Annotated in this window: 17 protein-coding genes; all 17 read right to left on the minus strand. The window is 47.7% G+C overall.

Translation table 11 applies throughout. From position 1 onward, the window contains the following. Nucleotides 1-368: 368 nt before the first annotated feature. Nucleotides 369-1,178, minus strand: a complete 810-nt coding sequence (gene dapB / locus LY387_RS13685; RefSeq protein ID WP_042476031.1) for a 4-hydroxy-tetrahydrodipicolinate reductase — start codon at nt 1,176-1,178, stop codon at nt 369-371. Between the two features lie 76 nt (nt 1,179-1,254). Next, entirely contained in the window at nt 1,255-1,653 is a 399-nt protein-coding gene (gene mutT / locus LY387_RS13690; protein WP_234494503.1) for an 8-oxo-dGTP diphosphatase MutT, read from the minus strand. Between the two features lie 124 nt (nt 1,654-1,777). Continuing rightward, a complete protein-coding gene (gene secA, locus LY387_RS13695; RefSeq protein WP_234494504.1) occupies nt 1,778-4,510 on the minus strand; it encodes a preprotein translocase subunit SecA in 2,733 nt (910 codons plus the stop codon). Between the two features lie 529 nt (nt 4,511-5,039). After that, nucleotides 5,040-5,957 (minus strand): UDP-3-O-acyl-N-acetylglucosamine deacetylase, encoded by a 918-nt coding sequence (gene lpxC / locus LY387_RS13700; protein ID WP_042476021.1) that lies wholly within the window; start codon nt 5,955-5,957, stop codon nt 5,040-5,042. A 98-nt stretch (nt 5,958-6,055) separates the two neighbouring features. Continuing rightward, the gene (ftsZ, locus tag LY387_RS13705; RefSeq protein ID WP_042476019.1) at nt 6,056-7,282 is read right to left on the minus strand and encodes a cell division protein FtsZ; all 1,227 of its coding nucleotides are present in this window, start codon (nt 7,280-7,282) and stop codon (nt 6,056-6,058) included. 29 nt (nt 7,283-7,311) lie between these two features. Then, nucleotides 7,312-8,574, minus strand: coding sequence for a cell division protein FtsA (gene ftsA, locus LY387_RS13710; protein ID WP_042476016.1), 1,263 nt, complete (start codon nt 8,572-8,574; stop codon nt 7,312-7,314). 115 nt (nt 8,575-8,689) lie between these two features. Continuing rightward, nucleotides 8,690-9,439 carry a cell division protein FtsQ/DivIB gene (locus LY387_RS13715; protein WP_234496123.1) on the minus strand — a complete coding sequence of 250 codons (750 nt, stop codon included), beginning with the start codon at nt 9,437-9,439 and terminating at the stop codon, nt 8,690-8,692. 284 nt (nt 9,440-9,723) lie between these two features. Next, nucleotides 9,724-11,184, minus strand: a complete 1,461-nt coding sequence (gene murC / locus LY387_RS13720) for a UDP-N-acetylmuramate--L-alanine ligase (RefSeq protein WP_234494505.1) — start codon at nt 11,182-11,184, stop codon at nt 9,724-9,726. A 17-nt stretch (nt 11,185-11,201) separates the two neighbouring features. Beyond that, nucleotides 11,202-12,263, minus strand: coding sequence for an undecaprenyldiphospho-muramoylpentapeptide beta-N-acetylglucosaminyltransferase (gene murG, locus LY387_RS13725; RefSeq protein ID WP_234494506.1), 1,062 nt, complete (start codon nt 12,261-12,263; stop codon nt 11,202-11,204). Further along, the gene (gene ftsW, locus LY387_RS13730) at nt 12,250-13,476 is read right to left on the minus strand and encodes a cell division protein FtsW (protein WP_286036896.1); all 1,227 of its coding nucleotides are present in this window, start codon (nt 13,474-13,476) and stop codon (nt 12,250-12,252) included. The genes murG and ftsW overlap by 14 nt, the downstream gene beginning before the upstream one ends. 15 nt (nt 13,477-13,491) lie before the next feature. Next, nucleotides 13,492-14,820: a UDP-N-acetylmuramoyl-L-alanine--D-glutamate ligase gene (murD, locus tag LY387_RS13735; protein ID WP_234494507.1), complete on the minus strand. Its 1,329-nt coding sequence runs from the start codon at nt 14,818-14,820 to the stop codon at nt 13,492-13,494. Nucleotides 14,821-14,841: 21 nt separating this feature from the next. Next, nucleotides 14,842-15,924 carry a phospho-N-acetylmuramoyl-pentapeptide-transferase gene (gene mraY / locus LY387_RS13740; RefSeq protein ID WP_128647974.1) on the minus strand — a complete coding sequence of 361 codons (1,083 nt, stop codon included), beginning with the start codon at nt 15,922-15,924 and terminating at the stop codon, nt 14,842-14,844. Beyond that, nucleotides 15,921-17,285, minus strand: a complete 1,365-nt coding sequence (locus tag LY387_RS13745) for a UDP-N-acetylmuramoyl-tripeptide--D-alanyl-D-alanine ligase (protein WP_234494508.1) — start codon at nt 17,283-17,285, stop codon at nt 15,921-15,923. Before LY387_RS13745 ends, mraY begins: the two co-directional genes overlap by 4 nt. Then, nucleotides 17,282-18,781, minus strand: a complete 1,500-nt coding sequence (gene murE, locus LY387_RS13750) for a UDP-N-acetylmuramoyl-L-alanyl-D-glutamate--2,6-diaminopimelate ligase (RefSeq protein ID WP_234494509.1) — start codon at nt 18,779-18,781, stop codon at nt 17,282-17,284. Before murE ends, LY387_RS13745 begins: the two co-directional genes overlap by 4 nt. A 10-nt stretch (nt 18,782-18,791) precedes the next feature. Further along, nucleotides 18,792-20,528 carry a penicillin-binding transpeptidase domain-containing protein gene (locus LY387_RS13755; RefSeq protein ID WP_234494510.1) on the minus strand — a complete coding sequence of 579 codons (1,737 nt, stop codon included), beginning with the start codon at nt 20,526-20,528 and terminating at the stop codon, nt 18,792-18,794. After that, on the minus strand, nt 20,525-20,845 hold the full coding sequence (gene ftsL / locus LY387_RS13760) for a cell division protein FtsL (RefSeq protein WP_042475995.1): 321 nt from the start codon (nt 20,843-20,845) through the stop codon (nt 20,525-20,527). The genes LY387_RS13755 and ftsL overlap by 4 nt, the downstream gene beginning before the upstream one ends. Nucleotides 20,846-20,856: 11 nt before the next feature. After that, nucleotides 20,857-21,807, minus strand: a complete 951-nt coding sequence (gene rsmH / locus LY387_RS13765; RefSeq protein ID WP_234494511.1) for a 16S rRNA (cytosine(1402)-N(4))-methyltransferase RsmH — start codon at nt 21,805-21,807, stop codon at nt 20,857-20,859. Nucleotides 21,808-21,927 lie beyond the last annotated feature (120 nt).

Below are 21,927 nucleotides of genomic sequence, written 5' to 3' on the forward strand. Positions count from 1 at the left end.
ATTTTTTGCTTAAAAGCGCCAAAAATGCACTTTTGCCATGCCATTTTCAACGAGTTATCGACTAGCATAGTTTTTCTTCATTGAAACAACCCGTGACCACATCAAAAACTCAACAAGTATTTGCGCAAACGATGGCCATATTCAGATAACAATAAAAAATAGCCACTTAAAGAAAAAAAACACCTTAAACCCACAAAAATACATATAAAAAAGCACTAATTCGTTTACTTTGCACCCATTCACACTCTTTCACCAACTCTTCTCACGTAATGACATTGGTTATAAGTTCAAGAATATTTATGTAGTTCATCGCATCAAGTAGCTGACGATTTTTAGGTATAAAAAAAGCGCCTTGAAGGCGCTCTCTATTAAATGCTATCCAATCCGAGTACTTCGGTCATGGTGTAGAAACCAGCAGGCTTATCATTGAGCCATACCGCAGCTTTAACCGCACCATTGGCAAAGGTCATTCTATCGGTGGCCTTGTGTGTGATCTCAACACGCTCACCAATATCGGCAAACATTGCAGTGTGCTCACCAATGATGTCACCAGCGCGAATCGTCGCAAAGCCAATTTCATCACGAGTTCGCTCACCCGTAATGCCTTCACGAGCGTAAACTGCCACATCATTAAGCTCATTACCCATCGCGCCCGCGATCGCCTCACCCATACCAATTGCTGTGCCAGAAGGCGCATCAACTTTATGGCGGTGGTGTGCTTCTACGATTTCGATATCACAGTAGTCACCCATGACCTTTGCTGCTTTCTCTAGCAGTTTAAATACTAGGTTTACACCAACGCTGTAGTTTGGTGCCATGACAACCGGAACCACCTTAGCCGCTTCATCGATGAGCTCTTTCTCTTCTTCGCTGAAGCCTGTGGTACCAATGACCATTTTTTTACCATGCTGTTTGCACAGCTCTAGATTCGCAAGGGTACTTTTCGGTGCAGTAAAGTCGATAATCACATCAAAGTCTGCAATCGACTTGGTTAAATCATCGACCAGCGCGACATCAAAGCGCCCTTCACCACATAGTTCACCAACATCAACGCCAACGAGTGAAGACTCAGGGCGCTCTGAGCCTGCTCCCACGGTCGCTTGTTTGTTGTGAAATGTTGCTTTTACTAGGTTGCGACCCATACGGCCCGCTGCTCCTGCAATCGCAATTCTTACCATTGCGCTATTCTCCGTTGTTTTGTGTTGCTACCAATGTAACGTAAAGCAATTAGGGCTGCTAGCACAGTTACCAATTTTAACGGTATTTTTCGATGACTTTGTTCAAGATAGGCACGTTGGCTTCAGGGAAGCGATAGTCTGCCAATTCGGTGATACTGACCCAGCGTCCTTCCTGCCCTTCTTTACCAAAAGGCACACCTTCAAAACCTGTTACTGAGATGAAATCGAACTCTAACGACTTCTCAGGGTAATCATGCAGAAGATGTTCGAAAAGCACCTGCTCGGTCACTTCGATATCAATCTCTTCATCCAGTTCACGAGCAATAGCCTCTTGAATCGTTTCACCTGCTTCAACCTTGCCACCAGGGAACTCCCAGAAGCCGCCTTTATGTAGGTTATCGGGTCTCTTGGTAATGTAGATTTGAGACTTATCTTGGTTAAAGATAATGGCGGCGACAATATGAACTCGCTTCACTTCCTTTCCTCACTGTTATTGTTGTTTTCACTATTCTAATCAGGCTCACGCTATCTGCGCGGACTTATAACGTTAGCATAAAAAAAGAGCCGCTTAATGCGACTCTTTTCTTCAATACCTTGGTTTAGTTGATTTTACCGTGGCATTGCTTGTACTTCTTACCGCTACCACATGGGCAAGGCTCGTTACGACCAACCTTACGCTCTTCGCGTACCATAGGTTGTGCTGAACCTTCTTGCTCTTGTTCAGAGTTATCCGCCAACTGGTTCTCTGCGTTCGCGTGTTGAGCCTGCGCTTTTGCTGCCGCAGCTTCAGCTTGAGCTTGACGCTGAGCTTCCATACGCTCCACTTCTTCTTGCTGCTGTACGCGTACTTTAGAAAGAATGGTGATGACATCAATCTTCAAAGAATCTAGCAATTGCTCGAACAGCTCAAACGACTCACGCTTGTACTCTTGTTTCGGGTTCTTCTGTGCGTAGCCACGAAGGTGGATACCTTGACGTAGGTGATCCATCGCCGCTAGGTGCTCTTTCCAAAGCGTATCTAGCGTTTGTAGCATCACTGATTTTTCGAAGTTACGCAGTACTTGAGCACCAACGGTCTCTTCTTTCTCTTTGTAGATAGTGACAGCAGTATCAAGGATCTTCTCGCGAAGTGCTTCTTCATAAAGCTTGTCGTCTTCTTCCAACCAAGATTTGATCGCCAGATCAAGGTCAAAGTCATTCTTAAGACGCTCTTGAAGACCTTCGATATCCCACATATCTTCAAGCGACTGTGGCGGGATGTATTCATCGATAACAGAAGTAAAGACGTCAGCGCGGTTTTGCTCTAGCATCTCGCTAATGTCATCAGCCGTCATTAGTTCATCACGCAGCTCGTAGACCACCTTACGCTGATCGTTCGCCACGTCATCAAACTCAAGAAGCTGTTTACGGATGTCGAAGTTGCGACCTTCCACTTTACGCTGTGCTTTCTCGATTGAGCGAGACAGCATCTTACTTTCAATCGCTTCGCCTTCTTCCATACCGCTCTGGATAAGACTCGCCATACGATCAGAAGTAAAGATACGAAGTAGTTGGTCTTCCATTGATAGGTAGAAGCGAGAAGAACCCGCGTCACCCTGACGACCAGAACGACCACGAAGCTGGTTATCGATACGACGAGATTCATGACGCTCAGTACCGATGATGTGCAGACCACCAGCTTCTAGCACTTGATCATGAATCACTTTCCACTCAGCTTTAATAGCGTCGATCTGCTCTTGGGATGGGTTATCTAGCTGCTCAACCTTCGACTGCCAGCTACCACCCAACACGATATCGGTACCACGACCTGCCATGTTAGTTGCGATGGTCACCGCGCCTGGCGTACCCGCTTCAGCAACGATTTCCGCTTCACGCTCGTGGAATTTCGCGTTAAGTACGTTGTGCTTGATCTTCGCTTGCTTCAGAGCGTTTGATAGCAACTCTGATTTTTCAATCGATACAGTACCAACCAGAATAGGCTGACCATTTGCCGCTCGCTCTTTGATATCTTCGATGATGGCGTTGAATTTCTCCATCTCTGTACGATAAACCACATCCGGCATATCGTTACGTACCATAGGCTTGTTGGTTGGGATAACCACAGTCTCTAGACCGTAGATAGATTGGAATTCGAATGCTTCAGTATCAGCGGTACCAGTCATGCCCGACAGTTTGTCGTATAGACGGAAGTAGTTCTGGAAGGTAATCGATGCCAATGTTTGGTTTTCATTCTGGATCTTAACGCCTTCTTTAGCTTCAACCGCTTGGTGAAGACCTTCAGACCAACGACGACCAGGCATAGTACGACCCGTGTGCTCATCAACGATAACCACTTCGCCTTGCTCGTTGACGATATAGTCAACGTTCTTCTCAAACAGCACGTGAGCACGCAATGCAGCATTAACGTGGTGCAATAGGCTAATGTTAGTTGGTGAATACAGTGTATCGCCTTCTTCCATCAGACCGTTTTTGATTAGCAATTCTTCAACGTACTCTTGACCGGTCTCTGTTAGGTGAACCTGCTTAGACTTCTCATCAACCGTATAGTGACCGTCACCTCGGTACTCTTCAGAATCTTCTTGCTCTTGCTGTTCAAGATTCGGGATCAGGGTGTTGATGCGAGTGTAAAGATCAGAGCTGTCTTCTGCTGGACCAGAGATAATGAGTGGGGTACGAGCTTCATCAATAAGGATGGAGTCAACTTCATCGACAACAGCGAAGAAGCGTTCACGCTGAACTCGGTCTTCAACACGGAAGGCCATGTTGTCACGAAGATAGTCGAAGCCGAACTCGTTGTTCGTACCGTATAGAATATCCGCTTGATAAGCTTCTTTTTTCTCTTGAGGGTGCATGTTTGGTACGTTGATACCCACCGTCATGCCTAGGAATTCGAATAGCGCGCGGTTAGTTTCCGCATCACGCTTAGCAAGATAGTCGTTCACCGTTACGATGTGAACACCTTTGCCTGGTAGAGCGTTCAAGTAGGCTGGAAGTGTTGCAGTCAGCGTTTTACCTTCACCGGTACGCATCTCTGCAATTTGGCCTGAGTTAAGAACCATACCACCGATAAGCTGAACATCGAAGTGACGCATGCCGAACACACGCTTAGATGCTTCACGAACAGTTGCAAACGCTTCTGGTAGGATTTGGTCTAGATTTTCACCTTTGTCCAAACGCTCACGAAACTCAACCGTCTTTGCTTTTAGTTCTTCATCAGACAACGCTTCGAACTGCGGCTCGTAGTTATTGATCTGTTTTACGATTTTTCTTAGTCGACGCAGTGTTCTGTCGTTGCGACTACCAATGACCTTTGTCAGTAGGTTAGTAATCATTGTGTTTTTGTTCTCTCTACCATTAGATCATTTCGACCTATTAAAATTGCCTTCCGTCTCTACTAAGGCCAAGCGACCTAACTGAGATAAAATCTATACCAACTGATATTGAGTTCAAGCGGCTAGAATTCAAGGCAGACATGCTAATTAATGGCACATAGTTTAAGGAATTTTTGACCCAACAACCAAGCATCTATCGAAACTAACCGCAATTAGTTTGATGTGTTTGGAAGTTTTGGGGTATTGAAGGGATGAAAGTACACCATTCTTGCTAAAAAGTATGACAGCAATACGAGATAAGCAGAGCTAAAAGTGAAAACTTATACTCCACGAAACAAGGGCTGTGGTGGTATTAGCGAAAACAGAAAGTAAAAAGGATCGAAGAGATCGGCAGATGATCGTCCACTCAAGAGATACGATCTTTTTTGAGATGGCAACTTTTTGCCACCGTGCTAATGATGCTAAAAACGACAGATACAAAAAAGTCAGGCATGAAGCCTGACTTTTTCTAAATTCTGTATTGACGTTATTACGCCATTACCATGCTAGGGTCTGCAAACGCGACTGGAGAACCTGCTTGCTCTTCAAACGTTGCCCACTCCCACGCTTCTTGGTCTGCCAGTACCGCGCGAAGCAGTTGGTTGTTTAGACCGTGACCTGACTTATAAGCTGCAAACTCACCAATAATGGCATGACCAGCCATATACAAGTCACCGATTGCATCCAATACTTTGTGTGTTACGAATTCATTTTCGAATCGTAGACCTTCTTCGTTAAGGATACGGTAATCATCCAAAACGATAGCATTGTCGAAGCTACCACCCAAAACTAGGTTTTGTGATTGTAGGTATTCGATATCACGCATGAAGCCGAAAGTACGTGCTCGAGAGATTTCTTTTACAAAACCTTGTGATGAGAAATCAAACAGTAGACGCTGTTCGTCAGCATCGATTGCTGGGTGATTAAACTCAATCTCGAAGTCCATTCTGAAACCATTGTAAGGGCGAAGTTCAGCCCACTTATCGCCATCTTCGAAGCGAACAGGTTTCTTGATACGAATGAATCGTTTTGGTGCATTCTGAGTTTCAATGCCCGCTTGTTGTAGCAGGTATACGAATGGGCTTGCGCTACCATCCATGATTGGAATCTCAGGTGCATCAACCTCTACGATGATGTTATCGATGCCCATGCCAGCTAGTGCAGCATTGAGGTGCTCAACCGTAGAAATACGGATGCCTTCATCGTTTACAAGCGCAGTACAAAGCATAGTGTCACGTACAGAAAGAGGATCCGCAGGAAAATCCACAGGCGGATTCACGTCAGTACGACGGTATACAACACCAGTATTCGCAGCCGCAGGACGCAAAGTTAGTGTTACTTTACGACCAGAGTGAAGGCCCACTCCTACAGTAGTCACTATTTCTTTAAGCGTACGTTGTCTGATCATCTACAAACCTCTTAATCTACGCTACATATCACGGTTGATTATGTAACCAACCGCGAATCCTACCAGAAATTTGAGCTATGTCAAATTCACGCAGATTATCAATCTGCTTGACGACGCAAAAATGCTGGAATGTCTAAGTAGCCACTTTCCTTCTCAGGCTTAGGTGCAGCGCTGGTATTGCCGCTCGACACAGGTGCTGAGCTAGCAGTATTCGGCGTGTTTACCTCAACCTTTTCCTGATTATTTACAGGCAAAGATTGTGCCACTTTGTCCTCTACTTTCGCAGCTGGCGCTTGAGTTGGCTGTTGAGGCTGACTTGCAGTCACTGGCGTTTTGCCACCTGCGACTAGCGTAATATCTGGCTTACGCTCATTACCGATACCCGTTGCAACCACAGTCACGCGAATTTCGTCGCTCATGTCTGGGTCTAGAGAGGTACCAATAACAACCGTTGCATTGTCAGAAGCAAAAGCTTTTACTGTGTTACCCACTGTCTCAAATTCGTCTAGACGCATATCAAGACCCGCGGTGATGTTAACAAGCACACCACGCGCACCGGCAAGATCAATATCTTCTAGAAGTGGACTAGAGATTGCCATCTCTGCCGCTTCTTCTGCACGATCTTCACCTTTAGCAACACCGCTACCCATCATTGCATGACCCATTTCCGACATCACGGTACGAACGTCCGCAAAGTCGACGTTAATCATGCCAGGGCGAGTAATTAGCTCTGCGATACCTTGAACCGCATTCTTAAGTACGTCATTTGCGCTTGCAAACGCTTCTAGAAGCGTTACACCACGACCTAGTACTTTAAGAAGCTTCTCGTTTGGAATCGTGATCAAAGAGTCAACATGCTTTGAAAGCTCTTCGATACCTTGCTCAGCGAATAACAGTCGCTTCTTACCTTCAAAGCTAAATGGCTTAGTCACCACCGCTACAGTAAGAATGCCTAGCTCTTTCGCTACTTCAGCAATTACTGGAGCTGCACCGGTTCCGGTACCGCCGCCCATACCAGCTGCGATAAACACCATATCGGCACCAGTGATGCTTTCTTTAATTCTTTCTTTGTCTTCAAGAGCTGCATCACGTCCAACTTGAGGATTTGCACCTGCACCCAAGCCTTTTGTGATATCGCCGCCAATTTGAATAACGTGGTTGATGCTCGTTTTGCGCAATGCTTGAGCATCGGTGTTAACACTAATGAAATCAACCCCTTCGATTGATTCACGAACCATGTGTTCTACAGCGTTACCACCGCCACCGCCTACGCCTACTACTTTAATGACAGCTTCGTCAGACATTTCCATCATCGGTTCAAACATTTGTTATCTCCGTTTTCCTGCAACTCAGGTTAAAACTCTTTTTGTATCCAATTACGCAACTTTCCAAAGATTGTCGACACCGATTGACGCTTTGGTTCGTTATAATCATTGTCGTCATTAATCTGACTGTCTCTTGCGTAATGAAGTAATCCAACGGCCGTAGAATGATACGGCTCTTTTACATAGTCCGTTAGGCCACTCACCTCTAAAGGCTTACCTACCCGAACCTGATTGCGGAATACGCGCTCTGCACACTCCACAACCCCTTCAATTTGTGCTGCACCGCCGGTTAAGACAACGCCTGCTGCGAGATGGTGTTTTACACCGCTCTCTCTTAGTTTAGCTTGAACATTATCAATGGTTTGATTTACAAGTCCCATTAATTCTGTATAGCGTGGTTCTATTACTTCTGCCAGTGTTTGACGCTGAAGACTGCGCGATGGACGACCACCAACGCTCGGCACATTGACCGTATCGTCTTTACTTACTAGTTCGCTTAACGCACAACCATACTTTACTTTTATCTCTTCTGCATCACTTAGTGGTGTACCAAATGCAAATGCGATATCGCTCGTCACGGCATTACCTGCATAAGAGAAAACTTCAGTATGTCTCAATGCGCCACCAGTCCAAATGGAGATATCCATCGTGCCTGCACCAATATCGACCACACAGACACCAAGCTCACGCTCATCTTCTGTAATAACCGCATTGCTTGAGGCAAGACCAGAGAACACTAGCTGCTCCACTTTCAAGCCGCAGCGCTCTACCGCTTTAATGATGTTTCTTGCCATATCATTGTGACAAGAGATCAAGTGGACACTGACTTCCATACGAACCCCAGACAGACCAAGCGGGTTTTTTATCCCTTCTTGATAGTCTATGGTAAATTCCTGAGGAATCACATGCAGTATGCGCTGTTCATCACCAATTTTTATGGATTTCGCGGTATGAATCGCCCGATCCATATCATCCTGTGACACTTCCTCTTCAGAAATGGTTCCCATGCCTTTTTCAATTCGGCTTGCAATATGCTTACCAGAAAGAGAGATAAAGACGTTGCTGATTTGGCATTCCGCCATGAGCTCAGCTTGATCGACAGCACGTTGCACGGACTTGACCACTGACTCAAGGTCGTTAACGCCACCTTTGTCCATTCCGCGAGAAGGACTAGAACCTGCACCAATGATATTTACCTGCCCGTCTGGTAATACTTCACCGACTAAAGCAGATACGGTCGCAGTGCCAATATCAAGACCGACAATAATATTGTCATCCGTGGTCTTCGTCATCTGTACTCTCTTATGTTTCGCTATCTCAATTCCCAGAGAACAACTCGCTTGGGTTGTCCAATTCCTAACTGAACTTAAGTATCGATACGCAAGGCTTATCGATACATAAAACCAGTCACCCTGTTGTATTCGCTTTTGAAGCTTCGCTGCTAGGTGCTTCTTCGACTGGGAACCAGCCAACCGCTGCCCCGGTGTCATAGCGCAAATCAATGTAGCTAATCTGCGATACTTTCTCGCCTAGTTCGCGATACAGAGACATAAATCGCTGTAAACGTTCGTCTAAGGCGTCTTTACCCAGCTCCAAGCGGATTCCATTATCAAGAATCACTTGCCAAGCACGGCGCTCGTTCAATACCAGAGAAGAGATCGCCAATCCTAGCTCAGCCAATTTCGCGTTACTATCGCGGTAGGTATCAAGAACGTAACGCTCGGTCCCTTCTGGACCATAGAGTTTTACTTTCTGTTCTTCGATAACCGACACATCGCCACTAAACACAACGCCATGAATATCCAGCATATCAATGCCATTCCAGATAGCACTTGCCTGATACTCAGTGAGAAATACCTTCACGGTATCCGGCCACTGTTTACGAACCGATGCTTGCGATACCCATGGAATTTGCTCAACACTTTGTTGGAGCACATCAATGTCCTGCGACATGAATGTGCCAATATGCTCAAGACCCGCAAACGCGTGCTGAACATCTTTGGCTGTCACATGGGTTAGATCACCCTGAAGCACTATTTTCGATAAGGGAAGGCGCTGGTCGTCCCACATCCAGCTAATGGTGGAATAAAGTGTTGAACCGATGACTGCGATCACTGCAAATAAAAAAATCGCCCCGATCCCGTGTTTTGAAAACAAGGAAGCTCGACGCGTTAGCTCTACACTGCTGTCTGAAGTTTCAGTCAAACTCTTTGGTCCCTTATTAACTTCTCTTCGCCTTTCCTTAAGATAGTGGAATAAGAGTCTAATCTAATGGTGTTAACCTTAGGATTATACTAATCAATATCAAACTATCAAACACTCAACCCAAGAAAACTGGGCTTTTGCGCACTGAAACAACAAAAAAGTTCGAATGGGCGATCAATTCTCTCTATCGCTCAATCGAACTCATAAATTATCAGTCAATCTCGAAAATCGACGTATCAGCTATTTTTCATCACTTGGATGTTCAGTTTCATCTGCTCCAGCTGCTTGGCTACTTTACCAATATCACCCGCCCCTTGCGTCAAGACAAGGTCGCCGTCTTGCAAGAGATTGGATAAAACTGATGGTAAACCACTCATTTCTGGAACAAAAACTGGATCTAGCTTACCACGAGTACGAATAGTACGACACAGTGAGCGTCCATCTGCACCCGCGATTGGAGCTTCGCCTGCGGAGTAAACATCCAGCATCACTAACACATCAACCTGTTCAAGCACATTCGCAAAGTCATCATACAGGTCACGGGTGCGGCTATAACGGTGCGGTTGGAATACCATCACTAAGCGCTTATCTGACCAACCATTGCGTGCTGCTTTGATTGTGACATCGACTTCGGTTGGGTGATGACCATAATCATCGACCAACATGACGTTACCATTACCAGTTTCAAACTCACCGAGGTGCTCGAAGCGACGTCCAGTGCCCTCAGTACCGAGCATGGCTTTCACTATCGCTTCATCACTGATGTTGTCTTCTGTCGCCACCGCTATCGCAGCGGATGCATTCAGCGCATTGTGTTTACCCGGAATATTCAGGGTAATCTCAAGGTTTTCTCGGCCTTTTCTGACAACGGTAAACTTACCTTGCTGTCCTTCTTGGCGATAATTCTCGATACGAACATCCGCATCATCGGAGAAACCGTAGGTGATGACTTGACGGCTCACACTTGGAATCAGCTCACGTACCACAGGGTCATCAACACACATTACCGCCTGACCATAGAATGGTAGGTTATGTAAGAAGTCGATAAAGGTCTGCTTAAGCGTATCGAAATCACCGCCATAGGTATCCATATGATCGGCTTCGATATTAGTAACAATGCTGACCATTGGCTGAAGGTGCAAGAATGATGCATCACTTTCATCAGCCTCGGCGATGAGAATACGGCTTGAACCTAGACGCGCATTGGTACCTGCGCTTTTCACTAGACCACCATTCACGAACGTCGGATCCATGCCCGCTTCTGAGTAAATTTGTGTCACTAGAGCTGTGGTTGTGGTTTTACCATGTGTACCTGCAACCGCAATACCATGTCTAAAACGCATCAGCTCAGCAAGCATCTCAGCACGACGAACCACTGGAATGCGTGATTCTTTTGCAGCTACTAACTCTGGGTTTTCAGGGTCAATTGCCGTAGAGACAACAACAACGCTCGCCAGATCAATGTTACTTGCAGCGTGGCCAATGAAAATCGTTGCGCCTTTTTGCTGCAGGCGTGCAGTCACAGCGTTTTCAGCCAGATCGGAACCTGTGATCTGGTAGCCTTCATTAAGAAGTACTTCAGCAATACCGCTCATGCCGGCGCCACCGATACCAACAAAGTGAATGCACTTGACTCGTCTCATCTCTGGTATCAAGGCACGGATCTGCGCTAAATCTGGAGTTTGTTGCTGTGTCATGGGTTCGTCTCGTTAATCTATTTCGTTAATTCAATAATTTCATTTGCGACGCGCGTATCGGCGTCTAACTTGGCTGCACCTCGTGCATTGATTGCCAAGTCTTTTAGCTGAGCTCTGTCTAATGTGCGTATCTGCTCGGTCAGTTTTTCTACCGTGAGCTCTGGCTGTTCAATCATGTAGGCGGCCTTGCAATCGACAAGGTGGTCACCATTGAGCGCTTGCTGACGATCTTTATGCATAAATGGAATAAAAATCGCGCCCACTCCCACCGCAGCTAATTCAGAAACGGTAAGCGCTCCTGAGCGACAGACTACAAGGTCTGCCCACTGGTATGCCTCAGACACGTCATCGATAAACTCCGTTACCTCAGCGCTATCGACCTGATGTTGCTGATAGAGCGCTGAGACCTCTTGCTGATTCCCTTTACCCGCTTGATGACGAATGGTGTAGCCACTTCCTAGCGCTGCCATCACAGGTGGTAATGTGTGATTAAGGATGCGAGCCCCTTGGCTGCCCCCCATGACAAGGATTCGAATATCGCCTTCGCGACCATCGAGTCTTGTATCTGGCAACTCAATATCCACCAAGTCTTGGCGTACTGGGTTTCCGACCACCTCTGCATTAGGAAAAGCGCCTGGGAAGGCTTGGAATACCTTTTTGGCAATCTTAGATAGCCACTGATTGGTCAGCCCCGCTACCCCGTTTTGCTCATGAAGTACAACAGGAATACCCATTGTCCAAGCTGCCACGCCACCTGGGCCACTGACATACCCTCCCATGCCCAATACCGCATCGGGTTTCCAGCGTTTTAGGTGCTGACGAGCCTGCAAGATAGCACTGAAGATCTGAAATGGTGCCTTAATAAGCTTAGCAATTCCTTGGCCTCTAAGGCCCTTCACCTTGATGAAATCAATCTCTATGCCGTGTTTAGGCACTAGATCGGCTTCCATTCGGTCTGCCGTGCCAAGCCAGCGGATTTCCCACCCTTGCTCTTGTAAGCGTTTTGCTACGGCAAGACCTGGAAAAACGTGACCGCCAGTACCACCAGCCATCACCATTAAACGTTTATTCTTTGTCATTTTGAGTCTGTTTTTTATCTGTTTCGGGCTTACTTTTCTGAGGCGGCTCTGGAGCAACGTCAGGCAGCAAACGGCATTCATGATCAACACGCAGCAATATAGAAACGGCGACCGACATAATAATCAAACTGGAGCCACCGTAACTGATCAATGGCAGGGTCAAACCCTTGGTTGGCACCATACCCGCTGCAGCACCAACGTTAACTAAGGTTTGAAACGCAAACCAGATACCGATAGCGAAGCATAAATAGCCACCAAAGAACTGCTGCTTTTCAAACGCTCGCTTACCGATGTAGAGTGCCTTTATCACCAGAGCAAATACCAGCATTAGCACCAAGACCACGCCAATAAACCCGAGCTCTTCCGCCAATACCGCGAATACAAAGTCAGTATGCGCCTCAGGGAGGTACTCAAGTTTTTGAACTGAGTTACCAAGCCCTTGCCCCATCCAGTTACCACGCCCGAACGCCATCAAGGATTGAGTCAACTGATAGCCACTGCCGAACGGGTCTTCCCAAGGGTCGAGAAACGAGGTTACACGCCTAACACGATAGGGCTCAACCAGAATCAAAGCAATCACCGCGCTGACACCAGCGACAAAGAGAGCGATGAACTGGGATAGCTTAGCTCCTGCGATGAACAGCAGTCCAAACAGGGTGACCAGCATAACCACAACCGTACCTAGATCGGGTTGTCCAAGCAGCAAAATTGCAAACGTGGTAAACACCATAATAGGTTTAATAAAGCCGCCAAAAAACGACTGACGCACCTCATCTTGCTTTCTGACCAAATAGCCGGACATAAAGATAAACAGCGATAGCTTCGCGACTTCGGCAGGCTGCAGGTTAAACAACCCTAGAGGGATCCAGCGAGAGGCACCATTCACCGATTTACCGACGACTAGCACGACAATCAATAGGAAAATGGATAGTGCGAGCAGATAGCTGCTGTATTTAAACCATTTGGCGATCGGAACTTGCAGTACCACTGAAGAAGTTCCAAGCGCGAGAACTAAAAAGATCGCATGACGGAACATAAAATGGAATGGTTGGTCGGTGAGTCTCGAACTGATCGGAAACGATGCCGATGTCACCATCACAAGCCCTGTCACCATCAACGCGAACGCCAGCCAAACCAATTGACGGTCATAGAGCGCTTCAGGTGCGCTGTGGGTCATCCAACCCACGGTGCGTTGTCGAAGTTGATGAAACATAGTGACAGGTCCGTGTTAACTAACTTGTGTCGAGTATTGCTGAGCTAATTGAGTGAAATGATCGCCACGAGCCATAAAATTGGCAAACTGATCGAAGCTAGCACAAGCCGGCGATAGCATGACCATATCACCCTGCTGTAACTGTGGCGTGATCTCAGCCAAGATATCGTCTATCGAGGCATATTGCACCGCGCTATCGTGAAGTGGCACAAACTCATGCCCATCGCGACCAAAACAGCACAGCTTCACGTTGAGTGCTGCTAACGGTGCCGCTAATTCGGAAAAATCGGCCCCTTTACCCACGCCACCGACCAACAGGTATAGAGTGCCGTCCAGTGAGAGCCCTGACAACGCAGCGAGCGTGCTTGCTACATTGGTCGCTTTTGAATCATTCACCCATTTCACGCCACTATTGTCGGCAACAACCTGACAGCGATGGCTCAAGCCACGGTACGCTTTTAAGCACTCTAACGCTTGTTGATAGTCTACGCCCGCGAGCTTAAGTAATCCGCACGCCACCAATGCATTAGACCAGTTATGCTTGCCCACAATGCTAAGCTCGTCAGTAGCAATGATGAGCTCACCGTTATCAACAAGCCATGTGCGCCCGTCAACCTCTTGCATGCCAAATTGCGTCGAGTCAAAGCCGAATGTCGTTACAGTCGTATTAGACTCTAGAGGGTAAGTGTCCGGTTCATCTCGGTTGACTAATGCATTGTCAGCATGCATGAAGATCCTGCGCTTAGCCTCCGCGTAATCGTCCATCCCCTCGTATCTATCCATATGATCTTCAGACAGATTCAAGAAGGTTGACACTGTGGTATTAAGCGACGAGGTCGTTTCCAGCTGAAAGCTCGAAAGCTCAAGGACATAAAGATCCGCATCTAGCTCTAACAAATCGAGAGCAGGAACACCAATGTTGCCGCCGACACCGACGCTTAAGCCAGCCGCCTTAGCCATCTCACCCGTGAGGTCAGTAACCGTACTTTTGCCGTTAGACCCTGTTATGGCGATAACGGGTTTGGAATTCGCCCACGCAAACAGCTCGATATCCCCAACGACACGTACACCACTTTGCAGTGCTTGATCAATTTCTGGCGTCGCCAATGCAATGCCTGGATTACATACCACTAAATCAGCGCTTAATAGCCACTCAGATTCAAAGCTTCCCGTATGCAAAGCTACGTCAGTCGGCAGCTGCTCCGCTCCAGGTGGATTGTCGCGACTATCCATAACCTTGATAGCGATGTTGGAGTGATGTTTTCGAATGTGATTAACGACTGAGAGCCCGGTAATACCGAGCCCTACTACGACGACATTGTTAATATCTTGCCAGCGTTCCATCAACGGGGTCCCTATCTGAGATTAACGTACTTTCAGTGTGGCTAGACCAATTAGAACCAGCACAATAGAGATAATCCAGAAGCGAACGATAACACGCGGCTCTGGCCAACCTTTGAGTTCATAGTGATGATGGATCGGCGCCATACGGAAGATGCGCTGACCACGAAGTTTGTATGAACCAACCTGAAGGATTACCGACAGTGTTTCCATCACGAACACGCCGCCCATGATGACCAACACAAACTCTTGACGCACAAGAACCGCGATCACACCCAGTGCACCACCAAGCGCCAACGAGCCCACATCACCCATAAACACCTGTGCTGGATAGGTGTTGAACCATAGGAAACCTAGGCCTGCACCAACCATTGCCGTACAAACCACAACTAGTTCAGAGGTATACGGGATATACGGGATATGCAAATAATTGGCGAAGTTCACGTTACCGGTTGCCCAGGCAATAACCGCGAAACCTGCCGCAACCAATACGGTTGGCATGATCGCTAGGCCATCGAGACCATCGGTGAGGTTTACCGCATTACTGGTACCAACAATAACGAAGTAGGTAAAGACAATGTAGAACAGTCCCATTTGTGGCATGACGTCTTTAAAGAATGGCACCACAAGTTGTGTCGCTGCTGTATCTTGGCCGTGAGCGTAAAGTGCAAAGGCAACAACCAAAGCAATCAAAGACTGCCAGAAGTACTTCCAACGAGCGATCAGACCATCGGTGTTCTTGCGCACTACTTTGCGATAATCATCAACAAAGCCGACGGCACCATAACCTAGCAGTACCGCTAGAACGGCCCAAACATATGGGTTACTCAGATCAGACCAAAGCAGAACGGTGACAGAAATCGCAAATAGGATCATCACACCACCCATGGTTGGCGTGCCACGTTTACTAAAGTGCGACTCTGGACCTTCGTTACGAACAACTTGTCCAATTTGCAGCATTTGCAGACGGGCAATCATTTTGGGTCCCATCCACAAAGAAATTCCAAGAGCAGTTAATACACTGACAATGGCTCTGAATGACAAATATTCAAACAGACGAAAAAAAGAAAAGTATGGCTGTAGTAACTCTGCAAGCCAAATGATCATGTGTATTTCTCCTTCAGTGCATTGGCGATATTGAACATGCCTGCACTTAGCGCCCCTTTAACTAACAAAGTATGAGGGGTCTGGTTTAACTGTACTAATGTTCGCTCGATATATTCGAGCATGCTGTCGTGACTTTCAAAATGCTGTCCACTGCATAAGTCACTAATCACTTTTGCATCCTCACCATAGGTCAAAACGTGCTCAAAAGCGAAAGGAGCAGCATGTTCACCGACTTCTTTGTGAAGTGCAAGGCTTTCATGCCCTAATTCGGCCATGTTACCCAAAATCAACCAACGCTGCGTTTGGGTAAACTGCCCGAGAAGATCGACGGCGGCTTTCATCGCAGGCACGCTGGCATTGTAGCTGTCGTCAATCAAGGTAATGGAGTCGTTAAGTTTTTCAACGTCAACGCGACGTTTCACTTTACTCAGTGATTGCAAACCGCTCTGGATCTGCTCATGCGTAGCGCCAACTTGCGTTGCTAACGCGGCTGCGGCAACCGCATTAGCCACGTTATGCTCACCAATCATGGTTAACTCTACTGAAACCGAACCCGTTGGTGTATGAAGTGTAAACAGCGGACTTCCGAGCGATGACATGGTGATGTCAGAGGCATAATAGTCTGCGTTAACATTCTGTTTGGAAAAAGTAACCACACGTTTGTCAGCAAGCACCTCATTCCAATAGTCACCACCATTACTGTCAAGGTTGACCAAGGCGATACCACCCTTAGAAAGTCCTTGATAGATTTCACCTTTGGCTTGCTTTACGCCATCAATAGAACCAAAGCCTTCAAGGTGTGCCTCGGCAACATTATTGACAATAGCGACATCCGGTTGAGTCAGCGCCGTCGTGTAAGCAATTTCACCGATGTGGTTTGCACCCAGCTCGATAACCGAGAACTCATCTTGAGGCGTATTGCGAAGTAAGGTGAGTGGCACTCCGATGTCGTTGTTAAAGTTGCCTGCCGTGTAGAGCACCTGCCCTTTACTCGACAAGATGCTGGCAATCATTTCTTTAACTGTGGTTTTGCCACAACTTCCCGTGATAGCAAGGGTCTTGGTTTGGCAACGCTTATGAACTTCTGCGCCAAGCTGCCCTAATGCGCGCTTACTGTCGGCGACCACGACTTGCGCTACGGAGACATCGAGTTCTCTTTCAACTATCAGTGCCGCCGCACCTTTATCCACCGCTTGCTCCGCAAAATCATGAGCATCAAAGCGTTCACCAACCAGCGCAATGAATAGCGCGCCGGCTTCGATCGCTCGCGTGTCTGTGGTGACATCCGTGATATGGACAGATTCACCGACTAGCTGACCATCGACGATGGCTGCGATATCCGTTAACGAAAGTTCAATCATAATGTGAGTCCTAGTAACTGCGCTGCGGTTTCTCTGTCTGAGTAGTGAACGGAATCAGTGCCAATCACCTGATAGTCTTCGTGACCTTTACCAGCAAGCAGAATAATGTCTGAGGCGGTCGCATTTCGCACCGCCAACTGCGCGGCCTCAAAACGAGAATGTTCAACGTAAGCGCGGCTCGGCTCACGCATTCCCGCCAGCATGTCCTCAACAATCGCTTTAGGATCTTCGCTGCGGGGATTGTCATCACTTAAAATCACTTTATCCGCTAATTGCTCTGCGATAGACGCCATCATTGGGCGTTTACCTTTATCTCGGTCACCGCCACATCCAGCGATCACCCAAAGCTGTCCTTCACAATGCACTCTTAGCGCCTGCAATGCCTTTTCGAGTGCATCTGGTGTATGCGCATAATCCACTACAATTTTGGGCTTATCTAACGCTTGGAAAAGCTCCATGCGACCCAAAACAGGCTGAAGTTTACAGGCAGTTTCGGTAAGCGCTTGTTTATCAAAGCCAAGGACCAGGAGCGCTGCGAACGCCAGTAACACATTACTAGCATTAAACTGACCAATAAGCGGCGCATCAAGTTTACCGCTGCCAAAGTAGCCATCAAATTCTATCGAGATGCCGCCATCACTGTAATGCACCGATGTCGCCCATAACCCTTTTTCGCTGAGCTGATGACCTTCGACAGAAACGGCAATCGCATCACTGCGATCAGAAAGCCAGCGACGGCCAACCTCATCATCGACGTTCAGCACGGCGTGCTCGCAATGATGCCCCGTAAACAGTAGCTTTTTCGCCTCTTCATAGCCTTGCATCGTGCCATGGTAATCCAGATGGTCGCGACTAAGGTTAGTAAAAATACCCAGAGAGAAAGGAACCGCCGCTACGCGCCCTTGAACCAAACCATGGGACGAGACCTCCATTGCCGTGTATTGCGCACCTTGGCTATCCAACTGGGATAGAGTGCGCTGAACGTCAATCGCGCTGCCAGTGGTATTTTTCGCTTCTTGCAGATCGCTTAAGAAACCATTGCCCGTGGTGCCCATGATGGCGGCTTTCTCGCCAAGCAGTTCAATCCACTGCGCAGTAAGCTGAGTGATCGTCGTCTTACCATTGGTGCCCGTAACACCAATCACTTGTTGCTGGTACTGATAAAGACGCGCTGCGATCACCGATAGCAAGCTGTCGAGCTGATAGATATGAACAACAGGTACATCGTGAACGTAACTGATTTCGCCATGTTTGTGCTCAGCATCTGCCTGCGCAATAACAGACTTGGCGCCAGATTGAACTGCACGCTCGATAAACAAGCGACCATCGACAGTGTGGCCGATAATCGCCACAAAGGTATCACCTTGTTCAATCGCACGACTATCAAGTTCCAAGTTAGACACCTTGATTGTGCCCAGAGAACTATCTGTCATCAGCTTATTGCTGTCATCAAGCCATGGTTTTAATAACTTTGCCAATGTCAAAGAGGTCAACATTGCTTCTCACCTATTGCTGAAATTGGTTTTCGTCGGGAGCGACATTCAGTATCTGTAACGCTCCTTTCATGATTTCGGAAAATACCGGACCCGCTACGGCACCGCCATAATATTGGTCACCTTGTGGTTCATTGATGACCACAACCAAGGCAATGCGTGGGTCGCTCACTGGGGCAACACCTGAGGTGATCGCTACATACTCATCGCTATAGCCACCCGCTGCCGCCTTTCTTGATGTACCGGTTTTTGCAGCAACTCGATAGCCAGGCACGGCTGCTCTCGTAGCCGTACCTCCCGGCTGCGTGACCGCTTCTAGCATATGCAAAACCGACATCGCGTCGTCGTGATCAATGACCTGCTTTGACAGGTCTTGCTGGTTATTTTCAATAATATGCACAGGCTGGTATAAGCCACCATTGCCCAGCGTCGCATAAGCATGAGCAAGCTGAAGAGGCGTGATGGAGATGCCGTAGCCAAACGCTAGAGTCGCGATTTCAAACTGCGACCAGCGGCGTCGATTCGGGAAGATACCAGTGGTTTCACCGACGAGGTTCAGGCCAGAGAGTTGACCGTAGCCGATTGAGCTATACATGCCGAGTAACGCCTCTAATGGCATGTCTAGCGCCAGTTTGGCAACACCGATGTTACTCGACTTTTGCAGAATCTTAGCGAGGTTCGCTTTGCCGACCTTTGAGGTATCACGTACGCGACTGCCACCAATTTGCATGATGCCATTGCCGGTGTCGATAATGGTATTTTCATCGGCAATCCCAGCTTCTAAAGCCGCAAGTACCACAAACGGCTTAACAGTAGAGCCTGGCTCCATGGCGTCGGTGATCACTCGGTTACGCATGGTAAATGATTGGCGTGAAGAGCGGTTATTCGGGTTGTACGATGGGGCATTGACCATGGCTAGCACGCCACCCGTTTTCACGTCTATGATGACGGCGCTGCCAGACGTCGCACGATAATCTGCTACCGCTTGCTTAACAGCACGATAAGCGATCGCCTGAAGTCTTTGATCGACTGTCAGCTCGAGCGGTTTGCCTTCCTCTCTATCTTCCAGAGATATATTTTCTACCACACGCCCGTAACGGTCTTTGCGAATAATGCGCTTGCCCGCCTCACCCGTCAGCCACTTGTCATAACTGCGCTCCACCCCTTCAAGGCCGTGCCCATCAATACCTGTTACGCCGACCAAGTGAGCACTAACCTCGCCCGCTGGGTAGTAACGTCTTGACTCGGCTTTCAGCCCAACACCGGAGAGTTTCAGCTCTTTAATGTACTTTGCCATTGCAGGGCTTACTTGGCGTTGCAGGTAGATAAATCGGCGGGATTTGTTTTTATTGATTTTAGCGATCAAGTCATCTCGGTCGAGGCCGAGAACATCAGCAAGGGCATGCCAGCGGTCAAGCTGTTTTAGACCATCGTCTTTGAAAATGGTAGCGGGATCGGCCCACACCGCCTGCACAGGTACACTCACCGCCAGTGGCTCACCGTTTCTATCTGAGATGATACCGCGCGCAGACGGCAGCGCTTTAACACGCACAGAGCGTAAATCGCCCTGCTTAATCAGGTTGTCAGGCTCAATAACTTGGATGTAGCCGATACGCGCGACAAGCGCAGCAAAGATAAGAAGCACGCCCCCCATGATAAGGCGAAAACGCCAAGCTATAAGCTCTGGCTGAGTAGCGGCTTGCTGAGACTGTTTCTTGTTGGAAGACTTAACGACTTTTTTGCCTTTCATTTCAGGGAAACCACTACTTCCTTGTCTGCGTCTGGGCGCGTCATATCTAACTCTTGCTTCGCCATAGCCTGCACTCGGCTATGCTCTGAAAGCGCATTTTCTTCAAGTAAAAGGTTGCGCCACTCGTTATCAAGCCGCTCACGCTCCTGAAGCGCAAGATCTTTTTCATTAATGGCTTCACGCGTGTGATGGGTTGCAAATACCACCCCCATTGCTGTTGCGAATATCATCAAGAAGACCATGAGCGGTATACGCCCTACCGTGATGATATCTAAGGCAATCAGTTTCGCGAGATTGTGAGTCGGCTGGTTAGACATCCCGTCATCCGTTACAGTTTTTCCGCCACACGAAGTACAGAGCTGCGTGAGCGAGTGTTCATTTCCACTTCTTGATCAGAAGGCTTGAGCGCCTTACCGATTGTTTTAAGGTTAGCGCTGCCAAGTGCACGAATTTGGTCTTCCGTCATTGGAATACCATGTGGCACCTGTGGACCCTTACTCTCTTTGCGCATAAAGTGCTTAACCATGCGATCTTCTAGCGAGTGAAAGCTGATCACTGACAGTCGCCCCTGTGGAGCAAGAATGCTTGCCGCCCCTTTAAGCGCAGTGTCGATCTCTTCAAGTTCGCTATTGATATAAATGCGAAATGCTTGGAATGCACGCGTTGCCGGATGCTTCTTCTCTTTGAAGCTCTTTGGCGCAGCTTCTGAAATCAACTTCGCTAGCTGACTCGTGCGCGTCAGCGGCTCTTTCTCTTCGTCTTCACGATGAGCAACAATCGCTTTTGCAATGCGACGAGCGTGCTTGTCTTCACCAAACTCACGAATCACCCAAGTAATGTCATCAAGATCAGCTTGCGCCAACCATTCAGAAACGGGCATACCGGACGTTGGATCCATACGCATATCCAATGGACCATCTTTCATAAAGCTAAAGCCGCGCTCTGCATCATCAAGCTGAGGAGAAGAGACACCAAGGTCGAGCAACACACCATCGACTTTCCCTACTAGGTCATAGCGCTCTGCGTATTCAGCCATGCCTGAGAACGGACCGTGGATAATGGTAAAGCGAGGATCGTCGATCTTTTTTGCTTCTTCGATAGCCGTCGGATCGCGGTCAATACTGAATAGGCGACCGTTGTCACCCAATTGTGAAAGAATCTGACGACTGTGACCACCGCGACCAAACGTTCCATCAATGTAAGTTCCATCCGGTTTGATCGCTAGACCATCAATGGATTCGTGAAGTAGTACCGAAATGTGTTGAAAGGATTCGCTCATGGGTGATCTCGAGAGTTGCTTGGGCAAAGATGACAAGTTTACTGATTTACTGCAGTAACGTCATCTGGTTAAGTTCAGCCTATCGTAAAGATAGGTGATAAAAAAGCAAAAAACCCATCA

It is taken from the genome of Vibrio maritimus, from assembly GCF_021441885.1.
Taxonomy (GTDB): domain Bacteria; phylum Pseudomonadota; class Gammaproteobacteria; order Enterobacterales; family Vibrionaceae; genus Vibrio; species Vibrio maritimus_B.

What these genes read in the sequence shown, in the direction of transcription:
- dapB (WP_042476031.1), bottom strand. Translation starts at nt 1,178, where the DNA reads ATGGTAAGAATTGCGATTGCAGGAGCAGCGGGCCGTATGGGTCGCAAC.
- secA (WP_234494504.1), bottom strand. Translation starts at nt 4,510, where the DNA reads ATGATTACTAACCTACTGACAAAGGTCATTGGTAGTCGCAACGACAGA.
- lpxC (WP_042476021.1), bottom strand. Translation starts at nt 5,957, where the DNA reads ATGATCAGACAACGTACGCTTAAAGAAATAGTGACTACTGTAGGAGTG.
- ftsZ (WP_042476019.1), bottom strand. Translation starts at nt 7,282, where the DNA reads ATGTTTGAACCGATGATGGAAATGTCTGACGAAGCTGTCATTAAAGTA.
- ftsA (WP_042476016.1), bottom strand. Translation starts at nt 8,574, where the DNA reads ATGACGAAGACCACGGATGACAATATTATTGTCGGTCTTGATATTGGC.
- murC (WP_234494505.1), bottom strand. Translation starts at nt 11,184, where the DNA reads ATGACACAGCAACAAACTCCAGATTTAGCGCAGATCCGTGCCTTGATA.
- murG (WP_234494506.1), bottom strand. Translation starts at nt 12,263, where the DNA reads ATGACAAAGAATAAACGTTTAATGGTGATGGCTGGTGGTACTGGCGGT.
- ftsW (WP_286036896.1), bottom strand. Translation starts at nt 13,476, where the DNA reads ATGTTTCATCAACTTCGACAACGCACCGTGGGTTGGATGACCCACAGC.
- murD (WP_234494507.1), bottom strand. Translation starts at nt 14,820, where the DNA reads ATGGAACGCTGGCAAGATATTAACAATGTCGTCGTAGTAGGGCTCGGT.
- mraY (WP_128647974.1), bottom strand. Translation starts at nt 15,924, where the DNA reads ATGATCATTTGGCTTGCAGAGTTACTACAGCCATACTTTTCTTTTTTT.
- LY387_RS13745 (WP_234494508.1), bottom strand. Translation starts at nt 17,285, where the DNA reads ATGATTGAACTTTCGTTAACGGATATCGCAGCCATCGTCGATGGTCAG.
- murE (WP_234494509.1), bottom strand. Translation starts at nt 18,781, where the DNA reads ATGTTGACCTCTTTGACATTGGCAAAGTTATTAAAACCATGGCTTGAT.
- LY387_RS13755 (WP_234494510.1), bottom strand. Translation starts at nt 20,528, where the DNA reads ATGAAAGGCAAAAAAGTCGTTAAGTCTTCCAACAAGAAACAGTCTCAG.
- ftsL (WP_042475995.1), bottom strand. Translation starts at nt 20,845, where the DNA reads ATGTCTAACCAGCCGACTCACAATCTCGCGAAACTGATTGCCTTAGAT.
- rsmH (WP_234494511.1), bottom strand. Translation starts at nt 21,807, where the DNA reads ATGAGCGAATCCTTTCAACACATTTCGGTACTACTTCACGAATCCATT.